General features: G+C 69.1%; 10 protein-coding genes and 1 pseudogene. 2 read left to right on the top strand and 9 right to left on the bottom strand.

The window, feature by feature from the left end; all coding sequences use genetic code 11:
- Positions 1–95: 95 nt before the first annotated feature.
- Positions 96–1,094, top strand: a complete 999-nt coding sequence (locus ACR2JA_RS12315; protein WP_434009372.1) for an aldo/keto reductase — start codon at positions 96–98, stop codon at positions 1,092–1,094.
- Between the two features lie 21 nt (positions 1,095–1,115).
- Here ACR2JA_RS12315 and ACR2JA_RS12310 read toward each other — a convergent pair whose 3' ends face one another.
- From ACR2JA_RS12310 to ACR2JA_RS12275, 8 genes are all read right to left on the bottom strand, one after another.
- Positions 1,116–1,901: an enoyl-CoA hydratase-related protein gene (locus ACR2JA_RS12310; protein ID WP_434009371.1), complete on the bottom strand. Its 786-nt coding sequence runs from the start codon at positions 1,899–1,901 to the stop codon at positions 1,116–1,118.
- Positions 1,898–2,704, bottom strand: a complete 807-nt coding sequence (locus tag ACR2JA_RS12305; protein ID WP_434009370.1) for a crotonase/enoyl-CoA hydratase family protein — start codon at positions 2,702–2,704, stop codon at positions 1,898–1,900. The genes ACR2JA_RS12310 and ACR2JA_RS12305 overlap by 4 nt, the downstream gene beginning before the upstream one ends.
- Positions 2,701–3,918, bottom strand: coding sequence for a 3-oxoadipyl-CoA thiolase (gene pcaF, locus ACR2JA_RS12300; RefSeq protein WP_434009369.1), 1,218 nt, complete (start codon positions 3,916–3,918; stop codon positions 2,701–2,703). Before pcaF ends, ACR2JA_RS12305 begins: the two co-directional genes overlap by 4 nt.
- Before the next feature lie 19 nt (positions 3,919–3,937).
- The gene (locus tag ACR2JA_RS12295; protein WP_434009368.1) at positions 3,938–5,569 is read right to left on the bottom strand and encodes a carboxylesterase/lipase family protein; all 1,632 of its coding nucleotides are present in this window, start codon (positions 5,567–5,569) and stop codon (positions 3,938–3,940) included.
- A 25-nt stretch (positions 5,570–5,594) separates the two neighbouring features.
- Positions 5,595–6,437: an amidohydrolase family protein gene (locus tag ACR2JA_RS12290; RefSeq protein ID WP_434009367.1), complete on the bottom strand. Its 843-nt coding sequence runs from the start codon at positions 6,435–6,437 to the stop codon at positions 5,595–5,597.
- Between the two features lie 23 nt (positions 6,438–6,460).
- Complete coding sequence (locus tag ACR2JA_RS12285) at positions 6,461–8,122, bottom strand: (2,3-dihydroxybenzoyl)adenylate synthase (RefSeq protein WP_434009366.1); 1,662 nt, start codon at positions 8,120–8,122, stop codon at positions 6,461–6,463.
- A 131-nt stretch (positions 8,123–8,253) separates the two neighbouring features.
- The gene (locus ACR2JA_RS12280; protein ID WP_434009365.1) at positions 8,254–9,027 is read right to left on the bottom strand and encodes an SDR family NAD(P)-dependent oxidoreductase; all 774 of its coding nucleotides are present in this window, start codon (positions 9,025–9,027) and stop codon (positions 8,254–8,256) included.
- A 79-nt stretch (positions 9,028–9,106) separates the two neighbouring features.
- Positions 9,107–10,093 carry a Bug family tripartite tricarboxylate transporter substrate binding protein gene (locus tag ACR2JA_RS12275; RefSeq protein WP_434009364.1) on the bottom strand — a complete coding sequence of 329 codons (987 nt, stop codon included), beginning with the start codon at positions 10,091–10,093 and terminating at the stop codon, positions 9,107–9,109.
- Between the two features lie 142 nt (positions 10,094–10,235).
- Here ACR2JA_RS12275 and ACR2JA_RS12270 point away from each other — a divergent pair, with 142 nt between their 5' ends.
- A complete protein-coding gene (locus tag ACR2JA_RS12270) occupies positions 10,236–11,129 on the top strand; it encodes a LysR family transcriptional regulator (RefSeq protein WP_434009363.1) in 894 nt (297 codons plus the stop codon).
- 75 nt (positions 11,130–11,204) lie between these two features.
- On the opposite strand, the pseudogene ACR2JA_RS12265 reads toward ACR2JA_RS12270, so the two are convergent.
- Positions 11,205–11,496, bottom strand: a pseudogene (locus ACR2JA_RS12265) (esterase-like activity of phytase family protein); the annotation flags it as partial.

Genomic DNA, 11,496 nt, shown 5'->3' with positions numbered 1-11,496 from the left:
CTTGACGCTCACCCAAAGCAAAATGGGGTCGGACCACTCGCCGCGCAGCGGTGATGTGCTCTGACCCCTTTTTGCGTGCCACGAGGAAACCAACGATGCAACAACGCCAACTCGGCCCTTTCCAGGTCTCGGCCATCGGCCTGGGCTGCATGAACATCTGCCACGCCTACGGCGCACCGGTCAGCGAGCAGCAGGCCGAGCGCGTGTTGCTGACCGCGCTGGACGCCGGCGTCACCCACTTCGACACCGCGGCACTCTACGGTTTTGGCGCCAGCGAAACGCTGGTGGGCCAATACCTGGTAAAGCACCGCTCCCGGTTCACCCTGGCCAGCAAGTGCGGCATGCAGGGCGTGCCCAACGACCAGGGCGTGAAGGTGCGCGTGATCGACGGCCGCCCCGATACGATCAAGGCCACCTGCGAAGACGCGCTGCGCCGCCTGCAGACCGACGTGATCGACCTGTATTACCTGCACCGCTGGGACAAGGCGGTGCCGATCGAAGAGAGCGTGGGCGCGCTGGCCGACCTGGTGCGCGCCGGCAAGATCCGCAGCATTGGTCTGTCTGAAGTGTCGGCCGCCACGCTGCGCAAGGCCCACGCGGTGCACCCCATCGCCGCGCTGCAGACCGAATACTCGCTGTGGACGCGCAACCCCGAGATCGCGGTGCTGCAGGCCTGCCGCGAGCTGGGCGTGAGCTTCGTGGCCTTCAGCCCGGTGGCGCGCGGCTTCCTGTGCGCCCCGATGGACGTGAACGCCTTCGACGCCAAGGACATCCGCCGCAGCATGCCGCGCTTTGCGCCGGACCACTACGCGAAGAACGCTGCCCTGCTGCCGGCCTACAACGCCATCGCGGCCGAGGTGGGTTGCACACCCTCGCAACTCGCCATCGCGTGGCTGCTGCACCAGGGCCAGGACATCCTGCCCATTCCCGGGACCACCAGCGTCGAACACCTGATGGACGACCTCGGTGCGGTGAACGTGACGCTGTCGGCCGACGTGATCGCGCGCCTGAACGCGCTGATCAACCAGCACACGGTGCACGGCGACCGCTACAACGCCCAGGCCAACAGCGAAGTCGACACAGAGACTTTCTGAGTCGGGGCGGTCGCCTCCGTCTCAGTTCTGGTTGAAGCGCGCTGGCCGTTTGTCCAGTCGGGCCCGCATGCCCTCGTGTTTGTCGGGGCTTGCATACGCGGTCTGGAAGTCGTTGCGCTCGAATTCCAGTCCGGCGGACAGCGGCGTTTCCATCGCCATCAGCACCGATTCCTTGACCAGGCGCAGCGCCACGGCGGGCAGTTCGCACAGTTGCTGGGCCAGGTCCAGCGCACGCGGCTCCACCGCCTCGTCGTCCAGCACCTCGGACACCAGGCCGATGCGTTGCGCGGTGTCGGCATCGATGGGCTCGCCGAGCAGCAGCAGCTTCATGGCGCCGTGTTTGCCCAGCGCGCGTGTCAGGCGCTGCGTCGCACCGCCGCCGGGCATGATGCCCACCTTCACCTCGGGCTGACCGAAGCGCGCGCTGCGCCCGGCCAGGATCAGGTCGGCATGCAGCGCCAGCTCGCAGCCGCCGCCCAGCGCGTGGCCGCGCACCGCCGCGATCACCGGCTTTTTGCACGCTGCGATCGCGCCCCAGAGCAGGTCGTGCCGGCGGTGCAACAGGTCGATGGGGCTGGCGTCCACGTACTCGCCCAGGTCGGCACCGGCGCAGAAGGCTTTGGGGCCGCCGGTCAGCACCACCACGCGCACGGCCGGGTCGGCGTCCAGGCGCCGGAAGGCCTCGGCCAGCGCGCGGCGCAGCGCGAGGTTGAGCGCATTGAGCACCTCGGGCCGGTGGATGCGCAGCAGCACCACACCCTCGGCGGGGTGTTCTTCCAGCAGCGGGCTGTCGGCGACGGCGCTCATACGGCGCCCCCGCTGAACACCGGCGCGCGCTTCTCGAAGAAGGCAGCCACCGCCTCGGCATGGTCGGCCGTGTGGTGCGCCAGACCTTGCAGCCGGCCGGCGGCGTCCAGCGCCTCTTCCAGCGTGCCGGTGCGGGCCTGCTGCAGCAGCTGCTTGGTCCAGCGCAGCACCTGCGGCGGGTTGGCGGCGATGCGGCCGGCCAGGGCCAGGGCTTCGGGCAGCAGCTCGTCGGGCCCGACCACACGCGAAACCAGGCCAATGCGTTGGGCTTCGTCGGCGGCGATGGTGTCGCCCGTCAGCGCCAGCTCGGCCGCCTTGGCGTGGCCGACCACGCGCGGCAGCAGCCAGCAGCCGCCGTCGCCGGGGATGATGCCGACCTTGACGAAGCTCTCGGCAAAGCGTGCGGTGGTCGAGGCGATGCGCAGGTCGCACATGCAGGCCAGGTCGTTGCCGGCGCCGATGGCCGGGCCGTTGACCGCCGCGATCAGCGGCACCTGCAGCCGGGCCAGCGCGCGCGGAATGCGCTGGATGCCCTGGCGGTAGCGTTCGGTGATCTCCTCGGGCGAACCCGCGAACATGCCGGTGCGGTCGCGCATCTCGGCCACATTCCCGCCGGAGCAGAAGGCGGTGCCCGCGCCGGTCAGCACGGCGGCGCGCACCGACAGGTCGGCGTTGAGGTCGTCCACAAGCGACTCGAAGGCCGCGAACATCTCTTCGCCGCTGAGCGCGTTGCGCGTGTCGGGGCGGTTGAGCATGACCAGCGCCACGTGGCCGTGGCGGGTGATGAGCAGAGGGGCTGTCATGCGTTGTCTCCCACATGTTCAATGGCCATCGCCACGCCCTGGCCCACGCCCACGCACATGGTGATAAGCGCGTATCGGCCGCCCGTGCGCTGCAACTGTCGCGCGGCGGTGAGCACCAGGCGCGCGCCGCTCATGCCCAGCGGGTGGCCGAAAGCGATGGCGCCGCCGTGGGGGTTGACGTGTGGCGCGTCGTCGGGAATACCCAGCGCGCGGGTGACGGCAAGGCCCTGCGCAGCGAAGGCTTCGTTGAGTTCGATCACGTCGAAATCGCTCACGCGCAGACCGGTCTGCGCCAGCAGCTTGTGCACCGCGGGCACCGGTCCGAAGCCCATGACGCGCGGCGCGATGCCGGCGCTGGCGTAGCCGACGATGCGCGCCAGCGGGCGCAGGCCGTGGCGCGCCACCGCCGCTTCGCTGGCCAGCAGCAGCGCCGCCGCGCCATCGTTCACGCCCGACGAGTTGCCGGCGGTCACGCTGCCGTCCTGGCGGAAAGCGGGCTTGAGCGCGGCCAGGCTCTCGCCCGTGGTGTCGGCGCGCGGATGCTCGTCTTCGGTGACCTGCGTGACCGCGCCTTTGCGGCCCGGCACGTCGACCGGCGTGATTTCCCCAGCGAGCACCCCCGAGCGCATGGCAGCGGCCGCGCGCTGCTGGCTGCGCAGCGCAAACGCGTCCTGGTCGGCGCGCGAGATGCTGTGTTCGCGCGCCACGTTTTCGGCCGTCTCGCCCATGGCGTCGGTGCCGTGTAGCTCGTCCATGCGCGGGTTGACGAAGCGCCAGCCGATGGTGGAGTCGTGGACCTCGGCGTGGCGCGAGAACGCAGCCGTGGGCTTGGGCATGACCAGCGGCGCGCGGCTCATGCTCTCCACACCACCGGCGATGGCCAGTTGCGCCTGGCCGGCGTGCAGCGCGCGCGCCGCCTGCGCCACGGCTTCCAGGCCCGAGCCGCAGAGCCGGTTGACCGTGACCGCCGGCACCTCCACCGGCAGGCCGGCCAGCAGCGCGCTCATGCGCGCCACGTTGCGGTTGTCTTCACCGGCCTGGTTGACGCAGCCGTAGACCAGTTCGTCGATCAGCGCCGGGTCCAACCCCGGGTGTCGGGCCATCAGGGCGCGGATGGGGATGGCGCCCAGGTCGTCGGTGCGCACACCGGAGAGGGCGCCGCCGTAGCGGCCGATCGGCGTTCGCACGCCGTCGCAAAGAAAGGCATTGAGCATGAGGATTCTCGTGAAAGGGTCAGAACGGCAGGGGGCGGCCCAGTCCCTGCGTGTAGAAGCGGTCCCAGAAGGCCAGCGCCGGTCGGAACGGTACGGCCACCGGTGCGACGGTGTCGCCCAGTTCCATGGCCGGGCTGCTGTCGTCCACAAAGCGCGGCCAGACCGGCAGGCCGGTTCCGTTGGGGTTGCCGCTGCGAGCGAAGTTGACGAGGTAGCTGGAGGCCATGTCGGCGAGTTGCCGGTCCACCTCGGTGTACGGCCGGGCCGGCGCGCTCACGTCCAGGTTGTTGTACAGGTACACCTGCTCCAGCGAGTGGTAGGCGCCGAACTTGTCTGGCGAGCTCTGGCCGTTGAAGTTCTGGTCCGGGTAGTAGGGCGGTCGGCGGGTGAAGAAGTACAGGTAGGTGGCCGAGCGGTTCTGCGCCGCGTGGGCGCGGGCCACCGTCCAGGGCTGCCAGGCGAACAGGTTGTCGCGCATGGGGGCGTAGGCCATGGCCAGTACGTCGGCGTCCGAGGCCACCGGGTAGACCGCCCGGAAGTCGGCGGCCAGGCTGCCATAGCGCGCGTCGACCGTGCTGTTGTAGGCCGCCAGCGTGGTGGCGAAGGGCGGGTAGGGCGTGCCCTCATCGGCGTTCCAGCCCAGCAGCAGCGGCACGTCGTGGGTCTGGCCGGCGGCGTAGAGCCGGTCCAGTTGGTCAGCCAGCACGGTGCCGTCCACGATGGGGCCGATCACCGAGCCGGCACCGGCCATCAGGGTCTGGGCGGGCAGTGCACGCAGTGCGTCCAGGTCGGCGGCGCCCAGGTTGCTGGCAAACGTCTGGCCGGCGGTCTCGGCCTGGGCCAGGGTGGTGTTGGGCGTGCCCGCGGGCAGGGCGGCCAGGCTGCCCATCACGACCTTGTGGAACAGCCCCGCTGCCGGGGGCGAGGCCAGCAGCACGCTGGCCAGGCCCGAGCCGGCAGACTCGCTGTAGAGCGTGACGTTGGCCGGGTCGCCGCCGAGTTGCGCGATGTTGTTCCGGACCCATTGCAGCGCGGCGATGGCGTCCTTGAGCGCGTAGTTGCCCGAGCTGCCGTCGGCCGATTCGGCGCTCAGCGCCGGGTGGGCGAGGAAGCCCAGCGGGCCCAGGCGGTAGTTCAGCGTGACCACCACCGCACCCTTGCTGGCCAGCCCGCGGCCGTTGTAGTTGGGCTGTGACCCGGCACCCAGCTGGTAGGCGCCGCCGTGCAGCAGCACCATGACCGGGCGCCGCTCGCCACTGCCGGCGGGTGCACCGGTCCAGACGTTGAGGTACAGGCAGTCCTCGCTCTGGGCTTCGGTCTGCTGGAACAGGATGGAACCTGGCCGGCCGGGGGGGCGGTCGCCCATGACGCAGGCGGAGGAGAAGCTGTCGCCGCTGCGCACGCCGCTCCAGGGCACGACCGGTTGCGGCGCCCGCCAGCGCAAGGTCCCCACCGGCGGGGCCGCAAAGGGCAGGCCGCGGAACACCCGCAGACCGGCGGTGGAGTCCGCCGCGGCCCGCACGGTGCCACCGCTCACGGTCACCAGGTCTTGCGCGGCGTTGTAGGGGGCGGGTCTGTCGCCACCGCCACAGGCGGTCAGCAGGGTGGAAAAGGACATGGCCAGGGTCGCGGTGCGCAGCAGCTTGTTCATGGTCGGGAGGGTCCTCTGTTCGCGCTCACAGACCCAGCACGCGCTCGGCGTTGCCGTGCATGATCTTCTCCATCACATCGGGCTTGTAGCCCAGCTCGTCCCACTCGCGCAGGATGCGTTCGTAGGGCAGGCTGGGGTAGTCGCTGCCGAACATGATCTTGTCCTGCAGCCGGCCGCGGATGTCGACCTTGAGGTTGCCCGGGAAGTGCTTGGGTGCCCAGCCCGACATCTCCCAGTACACATTGCCCTTGTGCAGCGCGACGGCCGTGGTCTCGTCGACCCAGGGCCAGCCGGGGTGGGCCATGATGATCTTCAGCTGAGGGAAGTCAGCGGCCAACTGGTCGATGTGCTCCGGGTGGGCGTGGCGCACCAGGGCGCCGTTGCCACCGGGCATGCCGGCGCCCATGCCGGTGGTGCCCACGTCCACCATCACCGCCGCGCCCATCGCGTTGATCTCTTCGAACAGCGGGTAGTAGCGCCGGTCGCTCACGGCGAAGTGCTGCATGATGGGGTGGAAGTGGAAGCCGATGAAGCCCAGCTCCTTGATCGCCTTGCGGGCCTGGATCATGGCGATCTCGCCCTTGGCCGGCTCCACCGCGCCCCAGCACTGGATCACGCGCTGTGGGTTCCGCTTCCACATGCCGTGCACGTACTCGTTGGTGCAGGGCGGGGCGGCCACGGTGGTCTCCAGGTCCAGCGCGACGAGGCAGGCCTCGACGCCCGCGCCGGTGAACTCGGCGATCACGTCCGCTTCGCTCTTGCCCACCCAGTCGCGCTTCCAGTAGCGGGCCAGTTCGGCCGGGTAGGGCCCTTGTGATTCGATCCAGGTGGGGGTGCCGGGGTAGCAGTGCAGGTCGATGATGCGCATGGTGTGTCTCTTCTTGAATGGGTTCAGTGGGCAGCGGCGGCGGCCTGTTCGTCCTGCAGCTTGCGGGCGACCAGTTCGCCCAGGGCCTTCTTGGAGACCTTGCCGAAGGTGGAGACCGGGAAGTCGGACAAGACCTCCAGCCGCTCGGGCAGCTTGAACTTGGCGATTTCCTTGGTCAGCAGGAAGCCCACCAGTTCCTTCAGGTGCAGCGTCTGGCCGGCCTTGAGGATCACGAAGGCGCACATCTTTTCGCCCATGGCCGCGTCGGGCATGGGTACGCAGGCCACGTTCTGCACGGCAGGGTGCATGAGGATCAGGTTCTCCACCTCTTCGGCGCTGATCTTTTCGCCGCCGCGGTTGATCAGGTCCTTCTTGCGACCCTCGACGATGTAGTTGCCGCTGGGATGCTTGCGCATCAGGTCGCCGGAGCGGTAGAAGCCCTCGGGCGTGAACTGGCGCGCGTTGTACTCGGGCACGCCGTAGTAGCCGCGCAGCGTGTAGGGGCCGCGCACCGTGAACTCGCCCACCTCGCCATCGGGCACCTCGCGGCCGTCATCGTCGAGCAGCAGCACCTCGTCGTCCGGGCAGACCGGGCGGCCGCAGGTTTCGAGCTTCACTTCTTCCGGGTCGCTGGCGCGCACGAACATCAGCGTGCCTTCGGACATGCCGAAGTTCTCCTGCACGAACACGCCGGGGATCAGCGCGCGCGTCTTCGCGCGCACCTCGGGCTGCATGCGCTGGCCGCCGCTCTGGATCAGCTTCAGGCTCGACAGGTTGTAGTTCTCCACCGCGGGGTCGTTGATCAGCCGAATCAGCAGCGCTGGCACCACCTTCAGGTGCGTGACCTGGTGCTTCTCGATCAACGCGAACATCTCCACCGGCTTGGTGTTGCCGTGCAGGACCACCTTGGCGCCCTTGAACAGAAAGCCCTGGATGCCCGGGCAGGCCAGCGGCAGGTTGTGCGCGATGGGCAGCACCAGCAGCAGCACCGAGTCGGGCGTGATCTCGCAGACCTCGGCCGCCACCTTGGAGTTGTAGGCGTAGTCGTTGTTGGTGCGCGGAATGAGCTTGGGGATACCCGTGGTGCCGCCCGAGAGCTGGAAGATGCAGGGGTCGGTCGGGTCGATCTGGATCTCGCTCAGGCGCGAGGCGGGCAGCGTCGCGGGCTTGCGGATCAGTTCGCGCAGCGAGACTTCACCCGCGCCGGCTTCGCCGAGCACGATGCGGAACTTCAGCGACGGGTTCTCGGCCTGCACACGGCTGATGACCGGCGCGAAGGCGAAGTCACCCGCCCTGTCGGGGTAGACCGCGGTGGTCGCGCCCGACAGTTGAACGAACTGGCTGATCTCGGCGTAGCGGTGCGTGACCAGGGCCGCGATCGGGATGCAGCCGATCTTCTGCAGCGCGAAGTACAGCACCACGAACTCGTGCACGTTGGGCAGCGTGGGCACCACGCGGTCCAGCGGCTGCAGGCCGAGTTCCAGAAGGTTGAGCGCAAGGTTGCTGCTCACGCGGTCCAGTTCGGCGTAGGTGAACGTCACGTCGCCGTCAATCAGCGCGATGCGGTCCGCGTAGCGCTGGAACACGGCGTCGAACTCTTGCGCCAGCGACCGGTCTTGCCAGTAGCCCTGGGCGCGGTAGCGCGCGGCGAACTCAGGGGGGAAGGGAACGAATCCTTCAAGCATGGAAGTCTCCTGAAAATCGATGAATGCAATCGGTCTGGCCGGCGGCAACGTCCAGGGCACCGCCGGGCCGGCTTTGCCGGACGGCCAGTGCCGCTCCCTTGAAGGGGGGCGCGCGCAGCGCTGCGTGGGTGTTACGTGGAACTCGTGAAGCCGCCGTCGATGACGACCACTTCTCCCGTGACGAAGCGCATGCCGGTGATCAGGTTCAGCATCACCTCGGCCACGTCGTCGGCCGTGACGCAGCGCTTGAGCGGCGTGGCCTTGGCGCGCGCGCCCATGAGCGCGTCGTACTTGTCGCCCAGCATGCGTTCCATCCAGTCGCCTTCCATCCAGCCCGGGGCGACGGCGTTCACGCGGATGTCCGGCCCCAGGTTCCAGGCCATCATCTTGGTCAGGCTCACCACGGCGGCCTTGCTGGCAGCGTACGGTGGCGGCTGCGGGCCGGGGCGCAGGCCCACGATGCTGGCGGTGTTGACGATGCAGGGCTCGCCGCCGCTCTCCTTGCTCTTGCGCAGCAGCTCCACCGCCGCGCGCGTCACCTGGAAGTTGCCGCGCACGTTGACCGCGAAGGTGCGGTCCCAGGCGTCCATGTCCAGGCTGTCCAGGTCCTTGACCTTCCAGGTCGCGGTGGTGCCGGCGTTGTTGATCAGGGTATCGAGGTGGCCGAAGGCTTCGCCCACCTGGGCGAGCATCTGGCGCACGGCCGCGTCGTCGCTCACGTCGCACTGCAGCAGCAGGGTTTGCGCGCCCAGGGCCTGGGCTTCGGCGGCCACGGCCTGCGCGGCTTTGGCGCTCGATGCGTAGTTGATGGCGACGTCAAACCCGGCGCGGGCCAGGGTCAGCACGGCGCTGCGGCCGATGCCGGTGCCGCCGCCGGTGACGAGGGCTTTTTTGCGTTGTGTCATGAAGGGTCTCCGGTTGAAAAAAAGTGTGCAGGGTCCGGACCCCGGCGGTCCGGGGCCTTGACGCTGCGAAGGCTGGGGATTACTGGGCCTGGATGCCCAGGTCCGCGACGAGGCGCTTCATGGCTTTCTGCTGCTCGTCGAAGAAGCTTCGCGCGGCGGCCACGCTGTCCTGTCGCGGATAGACGCCCATTTCATTGAGGCGGGTGCTGACCTCGGGCGTGGCGGTGATGCGGTTCACGTCGGCGTTGATGCGGTCGATCACGGCCTGCGGCGTGCCGGCCGGCACGATGATCTGGAACCAGCCGATGGCCTCGTAGCCCGGATAGGTTTCCGCCACGGCGGGCACGTCGATGCCAGGCAGGCGCTTGGCCGAGGTCACGCCGATGGCGCGCAGCCGGCCGGACTTGACGTGCTGCAGCAGGCCGGGCACGCCGTCGATGGTGAGCGTTGCGTCACCGGAGAGCACCGCGGTGACCGCCTCGGGCGGCGCGCGGAAGGGCACGGTGAACAGGCCCATGGCGCCGGCCTTGTTGACCATCTCGCCGGCCAGGTGCGGCAGCGAGTTCAGTTGTGGCGCGGCGAAGTTGAGCTTGCCGGGGTTGGCCTTGGCAGTCCTGGCGAGATCCGCCACCGAATGGATGGCGCTGGACGCGGGCACCGCCAGCATCAGCGGGCTGATGCCCACGGTGGCGGCCGAGCTGAGTTCGGTGTCGGGGTTGAACTGCGGGTTCTTGAACACCAGCGGCGTGATGGTGCCCATGGCGGCCGGCACGAAGCCGATGGTGTAGCCGTCGGGGGCGGCCTTGGCCAGCGCCGACATGCCGGGGATGCCACCGGCGCCGGGCTTGTTGTCCACCACCACGCCCTGGCCCCAGGCAGCGGCGAGCTTCTCGCCCACGATGCGGGCGATCACGTCGGGCGCCGCGCCGGCCCCGGCCGGCACGATCATGCGCACCGGCTTGGTGGGCCAGCTCTGGGCAAAGGCGGTGGGGGTCGTGGCGGTGGCCGCCAGGGCCATCCAGGTGAGGGCGGTCAGCGCGAAGCCGCGCCGGGTCTTGATGTGCATGTCTTGTCTCCGTCTGGTGTGTTCGATCGCGCCCCAGGGCATGGGGTGCAGCGAACTCTAGGCAGAAGACGGGATTCCAATAAGATGGCCCGATATCCAAAGCGATACGTTTTCAGCATCCCCTCGCAACCACCCTCACCCCATGAAACTCGAACAGCTCCAGCACCTGATCGCCATCGTCGAGCACGGCAGCCTGCGCGCGGCGGCGCGCCGCCTGGACATGCCCCAGCCCGCGCTCACGCGCAGCGTGCGGGCACTGGAACGTGAGCTGGGGGTGGACCTGTTTGCGCGCCAGACCACGGGCATGGTGCTGACGGCCGAAGGGGTGCGTTTTCACCGCCGCGCCTGCGCGATCGCCAACGAGGCACGGCGTGCGCGGGAAGAGGTCCAGCAGCCCGGGCCGGACTACGAGGGCACGGTCTCGGTGGCGCTGTCCATCATGCCGCACCTGGGCATGCTGCCCGAGGCGCTGCCGGTGTTCCGCCGCACCTACCCCAAGGTCAAGCTGAGCATCACCGAGAGCCTGTTACCCGCGGTCGAGGGCGCGCTGCGCGATGGCAGCATCGACTTCTACCTGGGCGCCGCGCCGCGCCTCAAACCCGCGCCAGGCCTGGCGCTGCAGCACCTGTGCGACAACACGCGCGTGGTGGTGTGCCGCAAGGGCCACCCGCTGGCACGCGTGCGCAGCCTCAAGGCGCTGGCCGGTGCCGAATGGGCGGCCACCACCATCGACCACAACGCGGAAGAAGACCTGGCGCGCCTGTTCGGCGCCCACGGACTGGACGCGCCGCGCGTGATGCTGCGCGCGCACTCCGCGCTGTCGGTGCAGGTGGCGCTGGCGCGCACCGACCTGCTGGCCATGCTGCCGAAACAGTGGATGAGCTTCGGCATGACGCGCGACGTGCTGGACGTGGTGCCGGTGCGCGAGGTGTTGCCGGCGCCGGCCATTGTCCTGGTGCGCCGGCCCGATCTGCCGCTTTCACCCCCGTCGGAGTTTTTCTGCGACGTGTTGCTGCGCGGGTTGCCGCGCGACTGAAGGACGGCTCAAGGACGTCTGCTCGGGGCGGGTGGTAGCCCCGACAACCGCCTGGGCAGTGCGGTCAGCGGACGTTCAGCGCGCCTTCAGAAACGCCCCCACTTCCAGCAGGATCAGTTCGTTGTCATCGGCCTTGTTCGGCTCGCGGCTGCTGGAGAAGGGCAGGTTGTTGTCGTTGCCGACCACGATGTGCGTGGCATCGAATAGGTCCACGTTCTCGATGGTGAAGAACGGGAAGCTCAGCGCACCATTGACCAGCGGCTTGCGCGAGAGCTTGTTCGGGTCGGCGATGTTGAGCAGGTCGATGGCGCCGATCTTGCGCAGCGGGCCGTTCACGTTCGCTTCGCTCAGCTCGACCTTCACCACG

This window comes from Hydrogenophaga sp. (assembly GCF_051007235.1).
GTDB lineage: Bacteria > Pseudomonadota > Gammaproteobacteria > Burkholderiales > Burkholderiaceae_C > Hydrogenophaga.
This window is presented reverse-complemented; position numbering and strand designations above follow the sequence as displayed.

Coding starts and splice junctions, on each gene's coding strand:
- pcaF (WP_434009369.1), bottom strand. CDS start 3,918: ATGCTCAATGCCTTTCTTTGCGACGGCGTGCGAACGCCGATCGGCCGC.
- ACR2JA_RS12285 (WP_434009366.1), bottom strand. CDS start 8,122: ATGCTTGAAGGATTCGTTCCCTTCCCCCCTGAGTTCGCCGCGCGCTAC.
- ACR2JA_RS12290 (WP_434009367.1), bottom strand. CDS start 6,437: ATGCGCATCATCGACCTGCACTGCTACCCCGGCACCCCCACCTGGATC.
- ACR2JA_RS12280 (WP_434009365.1), bottom strand. CDS start 9,027: ATGACACAACGCAAAAAAGCCCTCGTCACCGGCGGCGGCACCGGCATC.
- ACR2JA_RS12310 (WP_434009371.1), bottom strand. CDS start 1,901: ATGAGCGCCGTCGCCGACAGCCCGCTGCTGGAAGAACACCCCGCCGAG.
- ACR2JA_RS12315 (WP_434009372.1), top strand. CDS start 96: ATGCAACAACGCCAACTCGGCCCTTTCCAGGTCTCGGCCATCGGCCTG.
- ACR2JA_RS12270 (WP_434009363.1), top strand. CDS start 10,236: ATGAAACTCGAACAGCTCCAGCACCTGATCGCCATCGTCGAGCACGGC.
- ACR2JA_RS12275 (WP_434009364.1), bottom strand. CDS start 10,093: ATGCACATCAAGACCCGGCGCGGCTTCGCGCTGACCGCCCTCACCTGG.
- ACR2JA_RS12305 (WP_434009370.1), bottom strand. CDS start 2,704: ATGACAGCCCCTCTGCTCATCACCCGCCACGGCCACGTGGCGCTGGTC.
- ACR2JA_RS12295 (WP_434009368.1), bottom strand. CDS start 5,569: ATGAACAAGCTGCTGCGCACCGCGACCCTGGCCATGTCCTTTTCCACC.